Here is a 17,381-nt window from a genome sequence, read left to right on the forward strand (position 1 = left end):
GCCGTCACTCCCGTCCGAGTATCGTGGCGGCCGCGTCGACGCCCTCGCGGGTGCCGATCACGATGAGGGTGTCCCCGCCCGCCAGCCGGAAGTCCGGCGCGGGTGAGGGGCGGGCCTCCGCGCGGCGCAGCACGGCCACGATCGAGACGCCGGTATCGGTCCGCATCCGGGTCTCGCCCAGTACCCGCCCGTTCCAGTACGAGTGCGCCGACAGCTCGATCCGCTCGGCCACCAGGCCGAGATCGGTGGTGTGCAGCACGTTCGGGCTGTGGTGGGCGGGCATCAGCGCGTCGATCAGCGAGGCCGTCTCCGCGCCCGTCAGGTGCAGCGACTGGGCGCAGGCGTCGGGGTCATCCGCTCGGTAGAGGTTCACGGTCCGCGTCCCGTCGCGGTGCGCGACGACCGACAGGTGGCGGTGCTCGCGGGTGGTGAGGTCGTACTGGACCCCGATGCCGGGCAGTGGTGTGGTGCTCATCCGTGGAGCAGGCACAGCTGTCCCCCCTCTTGTTCGTTTCAGTACGTGATGCCGCTACGGCGGACACTCGTTCTCGGGCAGGAGAGGACCGCTCGGCCGGCCCATCGTGCCACTTTTCACGTGTCCGAAATATGGGTGCCGGCACGGATGGACACCAGCCTTCCATCGGCGTGAGGATGGGGCGGGGAAGTGGGTTCCGCTGCAGGTCGTAGTACCTGGGAGACGGGGCGGCCGGGTGGCCATGACGGATGCTGGGGGACCGGCTGGAAAGGCGTGTGGCCGTGTCGTTGTACTGGCGGATCTTCCTCCTGAACGCAGGCGTTGTGTCTGTCGCGGTGGCCTTGCTGCTGGGCCCGGTCACCGTTTCCACGCCGGTGCTGTTCGGCGAGGCGCTCGTGCTGCTCGGCGGACTGGCCGCGATGCTGGTCATCAACGCGGTCCTACTCAAGGTCGGGCTGGCCCCGCTCGCCCGACTGAACCGGGCCATGGCCGCCGCCGACCTCCTCAAACCCGCCACCCGCCCAACGGTTACCGGCGGCGGTGAGGTTGCCTCGCTCACCCGGACCTTCAACGCCATGCTCGATCGCCTTGAAGCCGAGCGGGCCACCAGCAGCGGCCGGGTGCTCACCGCGTTGGAAGCCGAACGCAAGCGCATCGCCCAGGAGCTCCACGACGAGATCGGCCAGACCCTCACCGCCGTCCTCCTCCAGCTCAAGTACGCTGCCGACCGTGCCCCCGAGCCGGTGCGCACCGATCTGCACCAGGCCCAGGAGACCACCCGCGCCAGCCTGGACGAGATCCGCCGCATCGCCCGCCGGCTACGGCCCGGTGTGCTGGAGGAACTCGGCCTGCACAGCGCGCTACGCTCCCTGGCCGCCGAGTTCACCACTCCGCGCCTGGGCGTCACCGCCCACATCACCCCCGGCCTGCCCCACCTGGACCCGGCCACCGAACTCGTCCTCTACCGCGTCGCCCAAGAAGGCCTGACCAACGCGGCCCGCCACTCCGGTGCCACCCGCGTCGAGGTCCACCTGCGGCCCCTGCCCCAAGGCGGCATCGGACTGCTGGTCCGCGACAACGGGCACGGCCTCGGGGAGGCGCCCGAGGGCGCCGGCATCCAGGGGATGCGTGAACGCTCCCTGCTCATCGGCGCCGAACTCCTCGTCGGCGGCGGCCCGCACGGCGGCACCCAGGTCCGACTCAACATCACTCGTACCGAGAAGGCCACCCGATGACCCAGCCGCAGACGAGGCCCGCCCGCATCCTTCTCGCCGACGATCACACCCTCGTCCGCCGCGGCGTGCGTCTCATCCTGGATGCCGAACCCGATCTGACCGTGGTAGCCGAGGCCGCCGACGGCGCCGAAGCCGTCGCCCAGGCCCGCAGCCTCGACCTCGACCTCGCCGTCCTCGACATCGCCATGCCCCGCCAGACCGGCCTCCAGGCCGCCCGCGAACTCGCCCGCCTCCAACCGGGGCTGCGGATCCTGATGCTGACCATGTACGACAACGAGCAGTACTTCTTCGAAGCCCTGCGCGCCGGAGCGTCCGGGTACGTCCTCAAATCCGTCGCCGACCGCGACCTCGTCGAAGCCTGCCGCGCCGCGCTGCGCGACGAACCCTTCATCTACCCAGGTGCGGAGAGCACCCTCATCCGCACCTACCTCGACCGCGCCCGCGCCGGCGGCCCGCTGCCGGCGCGGGCGATTACGGAGCGCGAGGAGGAAATCCTCAAACTCGTCGCCGAGGGCCACAGCTCTAAGGAGATCGGCGACCTCCTCGTCATCAGCCCCAAGACCGTCGAACGCCATCGCGCCAACCTGCTTCAGAAACTGGGCCTGCGTGACCGCGTCGAGCTCACCCGCTACGCCATCCGCGTCGGCCTGATCGAGCCGTAGCCGTAGCCGTAGCCGCAGTCGCCCCGGCGCGCACCGGGGACACACCGAATTCTGCAAGCCCTCCTTCCACCCGCGCCCGTGTGCGGCGACGCCCAAGGACATTTCAACCCGGGGGAAAATCTGTGCATCACGACGACGAGCCGGTCTTCAAACGAAGCAAGTGGGGAACCAACCGCTACTGCTACAAGCCGCGCAACCCCGTCGGACTTACTCTGATCATCATCACCCTGCTCTTCGCCGGAACGATGTTGCCCCTCATGACCAACCGGGCCGGGCCATTCGCAGCCCGGCCCGCTCCCAAACCGTGGAACCCCCCGGCGCACGAGCAATCCTGGCCGCCCCTGCCGACAACGGGCACCCCGAGAGCTGGTGCCCAGTGATCGGAATGCGCAACTGGCAGCTGCAGGCGGGATCGCTCCTCGTATGGTGGGCGGTCCTCGCGCTGATATTGATGCTGCTCAGCGTGGCTCTGAGCCAGCCGGTGACGCTGGTGGGGTGCGGTGCGTCCGCGGTGCTCCTGATCGCGGTGGGCGAAGCGGGCAACGGGATCAGGCAGAGCCTGCTGCACAGGGCCAGGAGAACAGGGTGACGCAGAACGGCTCGATACCCTCGCCGGTGATCGTCTGTGGTGACGACGCGCTCGGAGTACGGCTGGCGGGCGAGCTCCACGACATCTACCGCCAGCCCGTCACGCTAGTGGTGCCCGACGCCGACACCATCGGCCCCCAGCCCCCTGCCACCACCCGCGTCGTCGAAGCCGACACGGCAGACGCGGCGGTGCTGCGGGAGGCGGGCATCGCACAGGTCACGGCGCTCGGGCTCCTCTACGATGACGACGAAGCCAACATCCGTGCCGCGCTGACGGCCCACCGCATCAACCCGCGGGTCCGCCTGGTCATCCGCCTCTACAACCGCAAGCTCGGCCGCTACCTCGCCGAACTCCTCGACCAGGCCGCAGTGGTGGCCGGCAGCCCGGTCGGCGAATCGGCGATCACGGTCCTCTCCGACGCCCACGCCGACACCGCCGCCCCCGCCCTCGCGGCAACCGTCGTCGCCGGCACGAGCAAGGTCCTCCAGGCCGACGGCCTGCTCTTCCGCGCGATCGAACGCACCCCACAACAACGGCGCGAGGCCTCCACGCCAGCCCTGTGCACGCTGGCCCTGCTCTCCTCCACCACCGACGATCCCGCCGGCACCGAGGGAACGGACGCCAGTGGGCCGGCCGGTCCCCGACTCCTGCCCGCTGCAATGGAGATAGCGCAGTCAGCGCAGCGCGGCGACGTCGTCCTCGAAGCCGTCTTGAACGCCGCCCCCTCCCCGTCACCCGGCAGGCTCAGTACCGCCCGTCTCCCGGTGATGGAGCTGTTCTCGCGCCGGGTCCGCTGGTCACTGGCCGGCTTCACCGCCGCTGTCATCGCCATCACGATCACGTCCTGGATCACCACCGGCGACCCCATGGCCCACTCCGCCTACATCACCCTGCTGGACCTCTTCTTCATCAACGACCCCGCAGTCGAGGACACCGTCGAACGCCAGCTCCTTCAGCTGTTCACCGGCCTCGTCGGTCTGCTTCTCCTCCCCGTTCTGGTCGCCGCCGTATTGGAGGCATCCGGATCCTTCCGCTCGGCCTCCACCTTGCGCCGGCCCCCGCGCGGCACGGCCGACCACATCGTCCTGCTGGGCCTCGGCAAGATCGGTACCCGCGGAGGGCGCTGGTTGGTGGGCGGCCGGTGTCGAGGTGGTGGTGGTGTGCTGCGGTGATGAGGGTGTGGGCCCCGGTGGGCAGAGCGTGGACGCGGCATGTCGGTGGGTGTGGGGGTCGTGAAGTTTGACGTGGGTGCCGTGGGGGTGGGCGTCGGTGCCGCGGAGCATGGCGAGGCGATCGGGGCCGGTTGTGGTCAGGAGGCTGATGGTCAGGGCTGCCGCGTTCAGGGGATGGGCCACGGTGTGCAGACGGTTGGCGAGTTCGCCGGCGCCGTCGCTCTCCAGTGGTGAGGGCCCGTCTGGGTGGGGGAGTGCTTCGATGCCGTCGTACAGCGCGCGTCGGGTACGGGAGACGGGCAGACAGGGCAGGGGTGGTGGCGGATCGAGCCAGGAGAGCGTCAGCACTTCTCCCTCCGCGCCTGCTGGATCAGCGGCTCGGCCTCGTCCAGCGTGAAGGTGACCTGCCAGGTCTCGGCCGCCCGGTGCAGGGTGTCGGCGAACTCCTTGTAACCGTGGTCCTGTTGAGCGGCGTCGGCGGCGCGGTTGGTTGCCGTGTTCAGGTACTGCTGGGCGGTCTGGTAGTAGGGGTCGGTCAGATTGGACGGCCGGGGGCGGGCCAGTTGGTCGGTCAGCTGCTGCAGGGAGGCACAGGCGGACTTGGCAGACTCGCGCGCGGCCACCATGGCCTTGGAGGGCGTCGAGCTGCAGGCCGCCAGGGAGAGCGCGGACGCCAACAGCACGGGCAGGGGCAGCGACAGGCGAAGTATCAGCTGACGTCGACTGGTCATGGGTCGATCCTAGTTAGCATGACGGCCTGACCGCCCGGGAATCCGGTGGGCCGGCAGCCACCGTCGTGCCCGGCCCACATCACTGCGGGTTCCTCGGGTACCAGGCCGGGGTCCTCGGTCGGCTCGGTGGCGAGGCGGGCCCGTCGTGCAGTCTCAGGCTGCAGGGGCGGTTGCAGGGCGCGGTCCGGTGCTCAGGGGGCGGCGTTCGGTCATGTACTGAGTCTCGCGGGTGGGGTGAGCGGGGCGTGAGGTGGACACCATCGCGCCTGGGGCTGGGCGTGATGCGGCGGGGATTGTTGGCGGTGCCGACAATCTGGGGCGGGCTGCGTCGCGCGTTGTCAGTGGTCGGCGTCACTGAGGTGTCCAGCGGAAACCCGTAGGTCACGGGGAACTTTGATGGTGGTTCAGGTCAGGGTAGGTGAGCCCTGCGCAGCTTCGATGGTTCGCGACATCGCGTGTGTGGGTGTGGGTGTGGGTGTGGGTGTGGGTGTGGGTGGTTGGTGGAGGCCCTGTTTCTCAGATTCTATCCACTACCCATTTTGAAGTAGCCCTACGAGCTTCCTTGACGAGTCGAGTGGGGAGGGTTCGAGTTGATCTTGAGGCTAGGGTTTGTCGGGCGTACGGGGGCGGACTGACCGGCTGCCGGCGTTTGGGTGAAGGGGGAGGTGTCGAGCGTGAAGAAGGCAATGAAGGCCGCGGTCGTCGTGGCTGCTGTTGTGGCGGGTCTTTCGGTGTCTGTTGTTCCGGCTGAAGCCTCGCAGTGCAAGGGAGGCGGCGGTGCTCTCTATATATGTGAGTACGGGGTGACCGAGCACACGGTGGTCAACGGGGAAGAGGAGGAGTTTCTGATCGGTCTCGACTCTGCGGTGTGGACTCGAATGACGTGGGGGTCCGTGGAAGTCGTTGGGTGGTGTTGCCCGGAGCGGGGTGAAGTTCCATGAGACCGGGTGGGGCGCAATTTCCGTGACGGGTATGGACGGCGCCAGTTGGAGCAGAACCCGAACCAGCGTCATCGGGGGCTGGACTGGCTGGCTCAGGCCTCCTCGGTAACCCCTAACGGGGCGTGGGCCAGGATCCCGTGAAACGGGGTCACTTCCCGTACGGAGCGCAGGAGTCTCGGCCTGTGCGACGGGCCTCGTCCTGGTGGAGTGCGGCGGGCGGAGAGCTGGCGCCGAAGGCGCCCCGGGCTGAGCATAGCGAGGCCGTTTGGTCCTGACCTGGTCGCCCTGGTCCGCGCCGGCGCGCCCGCTTCGAGATGGGAGTCCTCGTCGATCGCGAGGAAGTCTCAGCAGCCTGAGCTATGTCGTGATCAGAGGACTTGACAACTGCACGTTCATGGCCGGCCTCATGCGGATGGTCGACCGCGCCCGAGCAGTCCGCTCACCTCGCCGGCGAGGGCGACCGAGGCATCGATCTCTACTTTGCGGATCGACACGCTCTCCACGAGGAAGCCGAACGGCATGCCGAGCCTGCGGCAGAAGGCGACCAGGTCACGGGCGGTGGCCAAGCAGTGCTCGTACGACTCGGCCAGGGTGTCCTCGGCGTGGAGCAGCGAGTTCTCAATCCAGCGTGGCACGTCGACTCCGAGCCATTTGAGGAACGTCAGCGTCTTCACCGAGCCGCATACCGAGAGCGTGAACAGGACGGGCTTTGGTGCGAGCCGCCGGTCGCGGCAGGCGTAGTAGTAGTCGGAGACCATGCTCTTCACCGCGTCGGCGTTGTAGATGACCTGCGAGATAAAGAACGTGCATCCCGCTTCCTGCTTGGCGAGCAGCCGCAGGTGCTCGTCGGGCCGCTCGGTGATGGCGACGCCGCCGAGCAGCAGGTCCGGGCGGACGTCACGGCGCAGGGCCTGAGCCTCGGACAGGCGGGTCCGCACCGTCTTGTCTTTCGAGGCCGCACCGACGAAGACGCTGAGCACGCGGTCCGTGTCGGCCGTCTGCAGCCAAGTCCGCAGTTCCGCCTCGGGGTACTTGCCGACGCACCGGTAGATAACCGCGGGGCGGTTCCACTCGGCGAGGTATTCCGCGTGGTAGGTGGCGGGGTCCATGGTCGGCAGGTACGGAAACGGTCGCTCCGCAGGATTGCGGTCGCTCTCGTCGTCGATGTCGTAGAGCGCCAGACCGTCTAGGTCGAGGAAGTCCAACCGTGCCAACGTGGCTGCGGTGATCTCCTGGATCCGCTCGGGAGCGGTGCTCAGACGCGGCGGCGTGATGCCGAACAGCAGGATGCCGCTCTCGGCGTCGGTCACCAGCGTCCGGAGAGCTGTGCTGTCTCTGAGATCCATCATGTCGCGGAAGCTACCAGCTCATTCACCAGGCAGTAGGCGAAGGTCACTCCGTGAGACCGGATTCGGCCGCTCTCGCCCGAGGGAACCATAACAAGGCTCCGGTGGAACGACCGCGCTGATCAGATCCACAGGATTTGACAATAACTCTCGGTCCCTCACTGTCAGGTGGTGTGGTGTTCAGTTTGTTGATTTGGGTGCTTGTGGGAACAGGGTGTAGCCGTTGGTGTTGAACCTGCTGAGTACGGATTCGGAGATTCCGCCTTCGGGGGACATCTGTTGTTTCCAGTCTCCTTCGTGCCAGCGTGCGGTCATCATCACTGTGGTGAAGGTGCCTCCGGGGTTGCGGTACGCGATGTCGACGATGGCGGTGTCCGGGGTGAAGGTGACGAGTTTGTACCCGGCGGGCACCATTCGGTTTGACTTCGCGGGGTAGTCGGGCTGGCCGCTGCGGTGCGCCGCCGTACCTTGCTCGAATACGTTCTTCGAGGCGTCGGGAAAGACCTGCTGCTCGACGACCTTCCGCCAGTCCGGGCCGTTGGCTGCCCGGCTGCTGATGTTCACCAGGGCGAGGACGGCGCCGCGCGGCGTACGGGCATAGCAGCGGGCGACCTGGCCCTGGGTGACGGCCGGGCCCGAGGTCTTCGAGGTGGGCAGGTACAGGGGGCCGAAAGCGGCCCATCCCATCCCTGCTGAGGCTACGTCGGTTGCGCTCGCGGCATCCGTCTGTTGGTCGGACAGGGGCGGGCAGGAGGAAGCGGCGGGTGGTGGGGCAGTCTGGCCCTGAGGAGTTGCCGTCGCAGTCCCGGCGGGTGAACCGTCCTGGCCGGCTCCTGGACCTTGCGCGGTACCGCTACTCTTCCCGGCGTCAGCGCTCTGGCATCCGACGAGCATCATGACGGCAACGGCCGCGATGGCCCCCGCGGCCTTCTGACTGCTTCTCACTGTTCCCCCTTGGTGCTGTTGCACCGAACCGTTCACCACAACCAACCATGAACATACAAGTGTTCGATCTTGCTGGTGCCCCCTTTTCCCGCGATACGGACTGCTCCCGGTAGAGCGCAGCGAACCGGGAGCAGTCCGGAGCGGAGCGCAGGACTCCCGGCCGAAGGCCGGCTATGGGCAGAGGACCGTGTCCCAGACTCCTCCTTGGGTAGGAGTCTGGTCTTTGGTTGTGCCTGTTTGGATTGCAGTTGGAGGGTTGAGGCCGACGGGGGGTGGCGCGTGTTGGGTTTCTTCCTGGAGCTTGTGCGATGTGGATGCCTCGGGCGCGGGCCCGTACCGGGGTCTTGCCTGCCTGTGGTCTGCTCTCGATGCCCCAGGGAGGTGCTTGAATCGGTGACTAGCTTCGTTTCGCCGAAGGGGTGGGATATGGGCCGGGGAGCTGGGCAGCAGGAGATTGAGCGGGAGTTGCGTCGGAGGGCGAGGGGAGGGGCGTCCACGCTGGAGATGCTCACCTGGTTGAAGGGCGACCTGGAGGCTCGCATCAGCGATCCGGTCGACCGTGACGGTGGGATTTCCTTCTGCATGATCGTGACGTTCACATCGGTTTTTGATCTGGGGTTGACACCGGGACGGTTCATCGCGAGCTGGGATCGGTTCGGAGGTCATCTGAACGATGGGGAACTGGTGCGGAGACTGGGTCCGCTGACCCTGGCACCGGACGAGGAATCCCAGCCCTCTGACTGTGGCGGGTACTGGGTCTGAGAACGAACCCGGAAGAACAGGGAGCGCAGTGGTACCCCGATGGCGCGATGAGGGGTGGGCCGGATTTGAACCGGCGTCATCTCTCTGTGCAGGAGGGTGCGACGATCTCTGAGCTCCCCTCCTGCACCACGACGTCATCAACCTCGACAGCCACCCTTGTGGCTGGCTGCGGAGCAGGCTTGTCCTGGAGGCGGAGCCGGAAAGGTCTGGGTGGGGGAGTCGAGCGGACCCGCCCAACGTGGGCCGAAGGCCCGGACTCCGTGAAACGGGGTCACCCCAGCCCGTATAGCGGGCGTTCGGGGCGGAGCGCGCAGCGAACCCCCGAACCCGTCCGCGGGAAGCGCAGGCCCCATGCCCGAAGGCCGGCTCCGGCTCGGCGAAGCCGGTCTCTCTTGAGTGCGCAGGCTTGATCGTTGTGCTTCTGAGGGGCTTGTAATCGCCGACTACCTGGTGGTCTTGCTGGGGAGGTTGGTCGGGGTACGAGCTGCATACGCTGGAGTAGAGGGAGAGCGTCATGGCGGACGAGCAAGAGGTTGAGGCCACCCCCGAGCCGGTTCCGGTGGAGAAGCCGACGCTGGTGGCGGGGACTCAGAAGCTGGAGACGAAGCACATCACGGGGCAGGTCATCACGCACACGATCGTCAAGCCGATCCCCGGCGGCGGGGAGTAGCCCGAAGGACCCGGGCGGGGGGAGCGAAGCGACCCCCACCCGAACGGTTCTGCAGGCCCGGACCCCGTGAAACGGGGGTCACCTCCAGAGCGGAGCGCGGAGGCCTCAGGCCGGCGAAGCCGGCCCGCCCATGGTGGAGTGCAGCGGAACTTGGAACCAGTTCGAAGCGCGGGGCTTAGCTCCAGGTGAAGGGGAAGTAGGAGCCCGGGGTTGCGTTGTAGGTGGGGACGACGTAGGCGCAGTTCCCGTCATCGGGTCGTCCGGGTGCTGCTGCGGCTTGGGCCAAGTGCTCGCCGTAAGCGTCGATTGCGTCTGCGCCGATCAGAGTGAGCAGGACGGCAGCCAGGGAGGTTACCGCGGGGAGGATGGTGCGGGGCCGGAGTCGGGCGAGTGTAACGGCAGAGGTCACTGTGGCTACGAGGGCACCGAGTATCAAGGCGAGAGATGTCCACGTTACGCGGTCGATTTCTGGATGCTGCTGACAGAAGACGTAGAGCTTCCCCTCTGTCCGTTTCAGTAGAGCCACGGTGACGAGTGCGATGCCGATCCCGGCAACCACCCATGCCGTGCCTGCTGGGCGTGTTGCAGTCTTTGTCTCCACGTGTAGGACTCCAGTGCCGATACGGGTGATGCTTGATGATCCCGCACAGCGTTTTTCGTATTTCGAGTGGGAGGGACTGAATGCGAGGGGAGCACCCGAGAGGGGGCCTGCGCCGGGAGAGCGCAGCGGAACCGGTGCCAGTCCGAAGGACGGGTCCTGGCTCGGGCCCTGTGAAACAGGGTCACCTCCCGAGCGAAGCGAGGGAGTCCCTGCCCGCGTAGCGGGCCTCTCCGGTGGAGCGCAGCGGAACCGGAGCAGTCCGGAGCGCAGCGCAGGACTGCAGCTCGAAGCGAAGCGGAGAGCTACCGGCCGAAGGCCGGCCCTGGGGGGGGCAGCAGCCCCCACCGAGCTGTGAATGTGCTGCCGGGTGGCAGCGCGTGGGCGTCAGCGCGGCGTACCTGGTGAGGGAGGGCCTTGGCCCGGGTGGCTGCTGTCATGGGGTGACCAGCCGGCTGTCATGGAGCGAATATGTGCTGGTGGACCGCTGCCACCAGCCTGCACATTCACACGATGAGATCTTGTTCCACTGCCGGCCCCCCCCACGTGGCAACTGCAGTATGCGAGCCCTGTTCGGCCGGATCGCTACGCTGCGGGGATGGATCATCCCGCCAGGCGGTACTACAACCCGGAGATCACGGCGACCGAGGAGCGTGACCTGCTGCGGCGGAACTATCTGCTGATTCAAACGCTTCAGGCCTCGCTGGGGCTCATCGGGCCGGATGTTCTCGCCATCGCCGTCGAGCCTCGGCCGGAAGAGGTCGTCCTCCACTTCGCTGTCGCCGAGCTCACTGCTGAGGTGGAGGAAGATGTCGAAGACATCGTCTTCGAGCTCACGGTGTTCCTCGCCGGTGGTCCCGAGCAGCGCTCGAAGATCACCACGGAACTGCACGTCGGCGACCCGCATGCGACCTGGCACAGCCGCCGCTACGCGATGCTCTACCGCACCAAGATCAAGACCGAGGCGGAGTAACCGAACTTCACAGGCAATCGGCACCCCGCCGTCTCGGCGTTCACCCCCCGCCGGGTTTACCCCCGGGCTGGAGGTCCTTTGTCGCACCTTCGCACGTCAGATGGACGCGTTCAGGATGTGGCGGGTGATGGCGGCGGCTTCGTCCGGGTGGTGGTCTAGCCAGTCGGTGAGGTGTTCGTGGACGGCTTCCTGGACGTAGGTATCTGCCTCGGGATTGCTGAGCTTCGTCCGGGTGGCGCCTTCGAAGACGGGACGGGCGAGCTTCACGGAGACGACCGCGGTCAGGCCCTCGTGGATGGCTTCGGCCGTGATGTCCTTGTCGTTCGCGCGCAGATGCCGTTGACGGCGTGCGTATTCGTTGATGAGGTCCGTGAGTGCGGTGCGGAAGCCCTGTTCGTGTGCGCCGCCCTCATGGGTGCGTGTGCTGTTCGCGAAGGAGCGGAACTCTCCCGGCGACCAGGTGTTCCACTGCATGGCGACCTGTACGGAGATCGTCTTGTCCTGGTTCTCCGACTCGAAGGCGATGGCGGGGGAGTGGACGAGGCTCGGGGGGTAGGGGTTGAGGTGGGCGACGTAGGCCCGTAGGCCGTCCGTGTGGTGGTAGCGGGCCGGTCGCTCCGGCCGTTCGTCGGTGAGTGAGATGGCCAGGCCGTCGTTGAGGAAGGCCAGTTCCTGGAGGCGCTGCGACAGCGTGGCGAACGAGTAGTGGGTGGTCTCGAAGATGCCTGTGTCGGGCATGAACGTAATCGCGGTCCCGTGATTGCCCGTCTCCTCGTGCCTCGTCAGGGGAGTGAGCGGGGTGCCCTTCTCGTACGCCTGGGTCCAACGGTGGCCGTCTCGGTGGACTTCGACCGTGAGACGGCTCGACAGTGCGTTGACCACGCACAGGCCCAGGCCGCTGATGCCGCCGGAGACCCCGTAGCCGCTGTGGGGCTTGGTGTCGAAGGACAGCTCCGTCAGCTCGCGTTCGAGGGCCGACATGCCGGTGGACTCCTCCACCTGGACGGGCAGGCCCCGCCCGTTGTCCGCGACGCGAATGGCGCCGTCCGGGGTGATCGTGACGTCGATGGTGTCGGCGTGGCCGGCAAGGTGCTCGTCGACGGCGTACGTGACGACCTCGAACACCATCTGGTGCAGACCGCGCTCGCTGGTCGAGCCGATGTACATGCCGGGGCGCCTGCGTATCCCCTCGCGGGCCTCGAGTACCTGGATGTGACTGGCGTTGTACTCATTCACGTTCGCGGGCTGACTGGGGTTGCCGGACTCGGTCATGAAACACCCTCCCTGGCCGTCCTGAGCATGTGTGTGAGCGGATGCAGCCGAAGCGGCCGAAGCGGCTTCCACGCGGGTCTCCGGCGCATGCCCATCCTAGGGTTCTGAGGGAAAAACCGCAGGTCAGGCCCTCTAGGATGAGGTCCCAGGTGGTCGCATCCACGGCTTGTCTGCAGCCGTCGTTCTAGGGGACCGCTGCTGGGAGCGGAGCAGCGCGAAGGCCCCGCCGAAGGCGCGCGGAGGGCGTTCTCGGCTGGGCCTGAGGTGCCTTTTCCTACGGATTTCCGGCAGGGTGCGACACGCTACTGCGCCCAGTGGGTGCGGAGCTCGGCGAGGACAGCAGGTCGGTCGGTGGTGAGCTTGTCGCGCTTGGAGATCCATACGCCGAGCTTCACGGTCACCAGCTCGGCCTCGCTGGCGACTGTGATCTCCTCCCCGTGGGCCCTGGGAACCGGCCGGTGGGTGTCTTCCTGCTCGACTCGCCGCGTGAGGGCTGTCAGGCCGCGCTGTGCCTGGTCGCCGACCTGGCTGGGCCTCTTCGCCGTGCGCGGCGCTGCGGGCTATGGAGCTGGGTGCTTTGGTCTGCTGGGTGCGGTGTCGGGTGTGCGGGCGGGGCTGCATTCGACGATCTCGCGTGCGGCCCGCAGCTTGCTGGGGTGATCGCCGATGAGTCTGGTGGTGATCAGGATGGCGCGGATGATGGGGACGCCTTGGTCCTTCAGGTGCTGCTGGACGGTGTCCATGCCGGTCCCTGCGGTGAGAAGGTCTCGGCATTGATCGATGTGGTCGGCGATCTGCTGCGCCTGATTGGGGGACAGTCCGCTGACGGATGCAAGGAGTTCTTCTGCGGTGGGCGTGGGCATGTTGGGATCTTCTCAAAGGGGTCGCTGCCAGCAATACAGTGTCGCGGCTACTTGGACCAGTTCACGCCGAGCTCGGCGAGGGCGGCGTGCTGGTCTGCGGTGAGCTTGTCCCGCCGGCTCTTCGTGTTGGAGATCCATACGCCAAGTCGAACGGTCACCGCCTCCGTCTCTCCGTCGACCGCGACGACCTCGGTGTGGCCGCGGGGCACGGGTCGGCCGGCGCCTTCCCGTTCCACCCACTGCGTCAAGGCCACCAAGCCCCGCTGGAACGCCTGCTGCGCCTTACTCGGCCCCTTCGCTCCGCGTCCGGCCGCAGGGGCAGGGAAGGGCACCTGGTCGGGGTGTACGTCGAGCTTGCTCAGCCTCTCCTGTTGCTCGGCCGATAGCTGTGCCCATGTGTGGGGTTGTTTCTGGCGTTCCAGCCAGCGGCCGAGGTCGTCGCCGTCGTAGAGGACGCCGGGTGCGATGGCCGGCAAGATGCCGCTGGTTTCGGTTTGGGCGAGGTCCGCGAGGACGCGGTAGTGCCGCTGCCAGTCCAGCGGCCACGGGCAGTCCCAGTCCCGGTCGATGGCGGTCAGCTGCGCGGCGCGGGTGGTCGCGGTGTCCTGGTTCTTGCCGAGGCCGTTTTTGGGGCCTTTGCGGCGGAGGTTGGCCATGAACTGTCCGATGGCGAGTTGGTCGTCGTCGCCCTCGCCTTCGCCCCAGACGGCGTCTTGCCTCGGGGCGAGGTGTCCGTTGGCGCGCCGGTAGGAGCGGAGTGCGGCGAGTTTGGTCTCCCATGCTTCCTGGCCGGGTTCCCACACCATCCCTGCTTGGGGGGAGTCGAGGAGGGTTTTTCGGTGCTCGTCCAGCTCTCCCGTCCGCAGGGCTTTGCGCTGCTGGTGGACCCACCGTCCGAGGGGAAACTCCTTCGTGACCCCCACTTCGACCTCGACGTCGTAGGGGACGGCGTGGACGCCGGTGATCTCGTTCTCCGCCCGCCACCGCAGGAGCGCTTGGTAGCCCTCCAGCCAGACGAGGGATTCGGGCCGGTAGACCCGGGTGCGCAGGAACGCCGCGATGGTGGCGGCGTCGCGCGGGGTGGAGAAGTGGAGAAGTGCGGACTCGATGGCTGTATCGGCGCTGCTCTCCTGGCCGCCGTCGTCGGGCTCACCTCCGATGCGGCCGGCTCCGACGATCCGGCCGTCTTGGTCGCGCTGGAGGTGGACGTGGTGCTGTCCGTGGGTGAGGGCGCGGGAGGCGAGTTGCTCGACGAGTCGTTCCGAGTGAGAACGCAGGCCCTGGAGGACGGCGACGAGGGGCTTGTAGCTGGCGGAGGCGACCATGTCCTTGGGGTTCTCGCCCGGCTGGAGGAACACCGGCACGATGATCCGGGCGACCTTCGTGCTGCCGTCCCGGTGGGGGCGCAGCGCCCGTCCGATGTTCTGCACGATCTCGACTTGGGAGCCGCGGGTGTCCGCGAAGCAGATCGCATCGACCCCCCGCTCGCCGGTGATGTCGACGCCTTCCCCGAGAACGCGTACGGAGGCGAGGAACGCGCGGTGGACCCGCCGGTTGTCGGCGTCGATGCCGTTGGCGAACTGGCGCAGGGCTTCGCGGCGCTCGGTGACGAGGTGGTCCCCGCACAGCCATGCCGACCACAGGCGGTCCGGGGGTACGTGGCGGCCGGCCTCCAGCTCGTAGAACTCCGCGGCGATCGGCGACGCGGGCAGGGTGTCCGCCTGGGTGAGGGCGGTGTCGGAGGTCTCGCTGGCATACAGCTCGGCGGCGGTCTGGGGCAGCTTGTCGGCGAACGCGGCGGCTTCCTCGACTCGCTGGTGGAAGGTCATGACGGTGCGGAGGTTGTGCGCGGCGGCGTGCTCCAGGAGTGCGGTCTGCAGCAGTGCTAGGCGCCGGCCGCGTAGCGATTCCTCCGATAGGACGAGCGGCTGCCGTTCGGGTTCGTGGATCTCCAGCACGTCGATCTCGAAACCGGCAAGGATCTCCCGCTCGATGGCCTCCGACAGGCCGAGCTCGGCGATCCACTCGCCGTAGGGCCCGTCCGGATCGCTGGTCATGGACGCGATCTCCACTTCCTGGCCGTCGGCGCCGCGCTGGGGGTGGGCCGCGGCGAGGATGCGCGGGGTCGCGGTGAGGTAGAGCCGGTAGGCGGCGGGGATGCGGGTGTTGTCGTGGATCGCGGCCCACGGCCGACCAAGATCACCGGCGGTGCCGTGGGCTTCGTCGACGATCGCGAGGTCGAACGGTGCCATCTGCTGCCCGTACAGCCGCTCTCCGCCCGCCAGGGCGGCCTCCAGCGGGCCGCGAACCTTGCGCTGTTCCCCGGGTCCTTCGGGGTCCTCGCGGTCGACGAGGGAGGCGTACGTGGCGAGAACGACGACTGGCCCGGAGCCGGCCCACAGGGACAGCTGGATCGGGTTGGTCGTGGTGCGCACGCCCAGCGAGTCGAGCACCGGGTCGTTCTCCAGGGAGCAGACGGCGACCATAGGGGCGCGGTGGCCGACGAGCCGCCACGCCTGGGCGGTCTGGGCGAGGAGGTCCAGGGTCGGGACGGTGACGAGGATCCGTCCGCCGGAGAAGCACTCCAGGGCGCTCGCCGCGGCCGTGATGGTCTTCCCGGAGCCGGTCGCGGACACGATCGTGGCCCGCGCCCCCTGAGTAGGCACGGAAAACCTTGCAGGGAATCCAACCCACTTACGGAAATGCGCCTTCTGGTCGACCTGGTGTTCCCGGAGCTGAATCACAAGATAGCTGCCGATCTCTCACACTTTTACGAATGAAACAAGCATCGGAATCCCTTGGAGAGACCGGAGCTACCAACCCTGTTCGGACGGGCCGACGATTTCGTGTCCGATCTGCTTGGCGAGGTGCTGCGCACGTTCTTCAGTGAAAGGGCGGACGTGTACGTACACGGTGTGGTTGGTAGCCGGGTTGCCGTCGGCGTCGCTGTTGAAGCAGGCCTGGACGCCTGTGCGGGCATGCTCGGGTCCGAGATCGAGCTCGGGTACTGCCGGCCAGCTGAGTGCCATCCAGTCGATCTGCCCCCAAGAAGCCTTCCGTAGCACGCCCGCAGCCCGCTCAAGCAGGTCACTGTCCACAGGTTCCTCGACCGAGAGCTTCATCGGCAGCAAGCCGGCCAGCGCAGTAGCATCGCGGGGAAGGTCGACACCGCGGAGTAGCGAGTCACCTCCCGAGTACCAGCCCTGAGGGAACACCTCGAGGGCCTCCAGGACCTCCTCCACCCGGCACAGTTCGGCATCCAGGCCGACGGTTGCGTTCTCCCACAGCTCCCCGCACCCGACCAGAAGCTGAGCCACGGCGATTACCGCGTCTACGTTGCCACTCTCACTCCGATAGATTGGATAGGCCCTTGCCTCACCCATATTCCCCGCCCTCTTCCTGCCCAGTGATATAGTCTATTTCCGCCAATGGTACATGCTGCATCTACCAGATGCAGTCGTCATGCCAGAACCCGATAGGAGTCCCGATGACCGAGTCCGCCGAGAATCCGTGGACTCCTGCTCATCAGGCGGTGGAGTCGGGTGACCATGCCGAGTTGACCCGTCTCCTCGACGCGGGCGTGGACCCCGAAGAGGTCTGTTGTGGGATGACGCTCCTGCTTCACGCGATTGATGTGGAGGGGGATGGGGCGCTCCAGTCCGGCGGTCCGCTCGATTCGGCGCTCACCGCGATCTTGCTGGCCTACGGAGCTGACCCCACCGCAACACCCGAAGGCGAGACGCCACGCCAGTTGGCGAGTTCTGACAACCATGACATGGCAGTCAGGCTCCTGGACCGGCACACAGCAGCCCTCGCGGTTCCTGTTGCCGGCCCGCGGAGCGGGCTGTGGTCCTGGAGGCGGAGCCGGAAGGACTGAGGGTGGGAGCGAAGCGGACACCCAACGGGCCGTAGGCCCGGCCCCAGTGAAACGGGGTCATCTCCCGCGCGAAGCGCGGGAGTCCGTGGGGCTGCGAAGCAGCTCCACTCTGGGTGGAGCGCAGCGGAACCCAGAGCCAGTCCGGAGCGAAGCGCAGGACTCCCGGCCCGAAGGGCCGGCTATAGCTCGGAGCGAAGCGCAGAGCCGAGGCCCGAAGGGCCCGGCCGAACGCAGCAGAGGCCGTTCGGTCCTGAGCGCGCAGCTCAGGTA

At 67.5% G+C, this 17,381-nt stretch carries 18 protein-coding genes; 9 read left to right on the plus strand and 9 right to left on the minus strand.

Annotated features, from left to right (window positions below; all coding sequences use genetic code 11):
- Positions 1-4 precede the first annotated feature (4 nt).
- On the minus strand, positions 5-475 hold the full coding sequence (locus tag OG276_RS38680; RefSeq protein ID WP_266914124.1) for a cation:proton antiporter regulatory subunit: 471 nt from the start codon (positions 473-475) through the stop codon (positions 5-7).
- A 281-nt stretch (positions 476-756) separates the two neighbouring features.
- Between OG276_RS38680 and OG276_RS38685 the strand changes: the two genes are divergently transcribed.
- The 4 genes from OG276_RS38685 to OG276_RS38700 all read left to right on the plus strand — a co-directional run bounded on the left by OG276_RS38685 (position 757) and on the right by OG276_RS38700 (position 4,133).
- A complete protein-coding gene (locus OG276_RS38685) occupies positions 757-1,710 on the plus strand; it encodes a sensor histidine kinase (protein WP_266914126.1) in 954 nt (317 codons plus the stop codon).
- On the plus strand, positions 1,707-2,372 hold the full coding sequence (locus OG276_RS38690) for a response regulator transcription factor (RefSeq protein WP_266914128.1): 666 nt from the start codon (positions 1,707-1,709) through the stop codon (positions 2,370-2,372). The genes OG276_RS38685 and OG276_RS38690 overlap by 4 nt, the downstream gene beginning before the upstream one ends.
- A 385-nt stretch (positions 2,373-2,757) precedes the next feature.
- Positions 2,758-2,961: a hypothetical protein gene (locus OG276_RS38695; RefSeq protein WP_266914130.1), complete on the plus strand. Its 204-nt coding sequence runs from the start codon at positions 2,758-2,760 to the stop codon at positions 2,959-2,961.
- A complete protein-coding gene (locus tag OG276_RS38700) occupies positions 2,958-4,133 on the plus strand; it encodes an NAD-binding protein (RefSeq protein WP_266914132.1) in 1,176 nt (391 codons plus the stop codon). Before OG276_RS38695 ends, OG276_RS38700 begins: the two co-directional genes overlap by 4 nt.
- Before the next feature lie 341 nt (positions 4,134-4,474).
- Here the strand turns inward: OG276_RS38700 and OG276_RS38705 are convergent, their stop codons facing one another.
- Positions 4,475-4,864: a hypothetical protein gene (locus OG276_RS38705; RefSeq protein ID WP_266914134.1), complete on the minus strand. Its 390-nt coding sequence runs from the start codon at positions 4,862-4,864 to the stop codon at positions 4,475-4,477.
- 674 nt (positions 4,865-5,538) lie between these two features.
- Here OG276_RS38705 and OG276_RS38710 point away from each other — a divergent pair.
- Entirely contained in the window at positions 5,539-5,805 is a 267-nt protein-coding gene (locus tag OG276_RS38710) for a hypothetical protein (protein WP_266914136.1), read from the plus strand.
- A 404-nt stretch (positions 5,806-6,209) separates the two neighbouring features.
- On the opposite strand, the gene OG276_RS38715 is transcribed toward OG276_RS38710, so the two are convergent.
- Entirely contained in the window at positions 6,210-7,154 is a 945-nt protein-coding gene (locus tag OG276_RS38715) for a methylenetetrahydrofolate reductase (protein WP_266914138.1), read from the minus strand.
- A gap of 177 nt (positions 7,155-7,331) precedes the next feature.
- The gene (locus tag OG276_RS38720; RefSeq protein WP_266914140.1) at positions 7,332-7,838 is read right to left on the minus strand and encodes a hypothetical protein; all 507 of its coding nucleotides are present in this window, start codon (positions 7,836-7,838) and stop codon (positions 7,332-7,334) included.
- Positions 7,839-8,600: 762 nt separating this feature from the next.
- On the opposite strand from OG276_RS38720, the gene OG276_RS38725 reads away from it, so the two are divergent.
- Complete coding sequence (locus OG276_RS38725; protein WP_266914142.1) at positions 8,601-8,858, plus strand: hypothetical protein; 258 nt, start codon at positions 8,601-8,603, stop codon at positions 8,856-8,858.
- 514 nt (positions 8,859-9,372) lie between these two features.
- On the plus strand, positions 9,373-9,528 hold the full coding sequence (locus OG276_RS38730) for a hypothetical protein (protein WP_266914144.1): 156 nt from the start codon (positions 9,373-9,375) through the stop codon (positions 9,526-9,528).
- A 175-nt stretch (positions 9,529-9,703) separates the two neighbouring features.
- On the opposite strand, the gene OG276_RS38735 is transcribed toward OG276_RS38730, so the two are convergent.
- The gene (locus tag OG276_RS38735; RefSeq protein ID WP_266914146.1) at positions 9,704-10,129 is read right to left on the minus strand and encodes a hypothetical protein; all 426 of its coding nucleotides are present in this window, start codon (positions 10,127-10,129) and stop codon (positions 9,704-9,706) included.
- 595 nt (positions 10,130-10,724) lie between these two features.
- Between OG276_RS38735 and OG276_RS38740 the strand changes: the two genes are divergently transcribed.
- Positions 10,725-11,099 (plus strand): hypothetical protein, encoded by a 375-nt coding sequence (locus OG276_RS38740; RefSeq protein ID WP_266914148.1) that lies wholly within the window; start codon positions 10,725-10,727, stop codon positions 11,097-11,099.
- Positions 11,100-11,195: 96 nt separating this feature from the next.
- Here the strand turns inward: OG276_RS38740 and OG276_RS38745 are convergent, their stop codons facing one another.
- The 4 genes from OG276_RS38745 to OG276_RS38760 all read right to left on the minus strand — a co-directional run bounded on the left by OG276_RS38745 (position 11,196) and on the right by OG276_RS38760 (position 16,551).
- Positions 11,196-12,371, minus strand: coding sequence for an ATP-binding protein (locus OG276_RS38745; protein ID WP_266914150.1), 1,176 nt, complete (start codon positions 12,369-12,371; stop codon positions 11,196-11,198).
- A 560-nt stretch (positions 12,372-12,931) separates the two neighbouring features.
- Positions 12,932-13,234, minus strand: coding sequence for a hypothetical protein (locus OG276_RS38750; RefSeq protein WP_266914152.1), 303 nt, complete (start codon positions 13,232-13,234; stop codon positions 12,932-12,934).
- A gap of 47 nt (positions 13,235-13,281) precedes the next feature.
- Positions 13,282-15,978, minus strand: a complete 2,697-nt coding sequence (locus OG276_RS38755; RefSeq protein WP_266914154.1) for a DEAD/DEAH box helicase — start codon at positions 15,976-15,978, stop codon at positions 13,282-13,284.
- A gap of 69 nt (positions 15,979-16,047) precedes the next feature.
- Complete coding sequence (locus tag OG276_RS38760; RefSeq protein ID WP_266914156.1) at positions 16,048-16,551, minus strand: hypothetical protein; 504 nt, start codon at positions 16,549-16,551, stop codon at positions 16,048-16,050.
- A 170-nt stretch (positions 16,552-16,721) separates the two neighbouring features.
- Here OG276_RS38760 and OG276_RS38765 point away from each other — a divergent pair, with 170 nt between their 5' ends.
- On the plus strand, positions 16,722-17,111 hold the full coding sequence (locus OG276_RS38765) for an ankyrin repeat domain-containing protein (protein ID WP_266914158.1): 390 nt from the start codon (positions 16,722-16,724) through the stop codon (positions 17,109-17,111).
- Positions 17,112-17,381: the final 270 nt, after the last annotated feature.

It is taken from the genome of Streptomyces sp. NBC_00086 (assembly GCF_026343255.1).
GTDB lineage: Bacteria > Actinomycetota > Actinomycetes > Streptomycetales > Streptomycetaceae > Streptomyces.

What these genes read in the sequence shown, in the direction of transcription:
- OG276_RS38680 (WP_266914124.1), bottom strand. Translation starts at nt 475, where the DNA reads ATGAGCACCACACCACTGCCCGGCATCGGGGTCCAGTACGACCTCACC.
- OG276_RS38690 (WP_266914128.1), top strand. Translation starts at nt 1,707, where the DNA reads ATGACCCAGCCGCAGACGAGGCCCGCCCGCATCCTTCTCGCCGACGAT.
- OG276_RS38695 (WP_266914130.1), top strand. Translation starts at nt 2,758, where the DNA reads ATGCGCAACTGGCAGCTGCAGGCGGGATCGCTCCTCGTATGGTGGGCG.
- OG276_RS38705 (WP_266914134.1), bottom strand. Translation starts at nt 4,864, where the DNA reads ATGACCAGTCGACGTCAGCTGATACTTCGCCTGTCGCTGCCCCTGCCC.
- OG276_RS38715 (WP_266914138.1), bottom strand. Translation starts at nt 7,154, where the DNA reads ATGATGGATCTCAGAGACAGCACAGCTCTCCGGACGCTGGTGACCGAC.
- OG276_RS38720 (WP_266914140.1), bottom strand. Translation starts at nt 7,838, where the DNA reads ATGGGATGGGCCGCTTTCGGCCCCCTGTACCTGCCCACCTCGAAGACC.
- OG276_RS38725 (WP_266914142.1), top strand. Translation starts at nt 8,601, where the DNA reads ATGCTCACCTGGTTGAAGGGCGACCTGGAGGCTCGCATCAGCGATCCG.
- OG276_RS38730 (WP_266914144.1), top strand. Translation starts at nt 9,373, where the DNA reads ATGGCGGACGAGCAAGAGGTTGAGGCCACCCCCGAGCCGGTTCCGGTG.
- OG276_RS38740 (WP_266914148.1), top strand. Translation starts at nt 10,725, where the DNA reads ATGGATCATCCCGCCAGGCGGTACTACAACCCGGAGATCACGGCGACC.
- OG276_RS38745 (WP_266914150.1), bottom strand. Translation starts at nt 12,371, where the DNA reads ATGACCGAGTCCGGCAACCCCAGTCAGCCCGCGAACGTGAATGAGTAC.
- OG276_RS38750 (WP_266914152.1), bottom strand. Translation starts at nt 13,234, where the DNA reads ATGCCCACGCCCACCGCAGAAGAACTCCTTGCATCCGTCAGCGGACTG.
- OG276_RS38765 (WP_266914158.1), top strand. Translation starts at nt 16,722, where the DNA reads ATGACCGAGTCCGCCGAGAATCCGTGGACTCCTGCTCATCAGGCGGTG.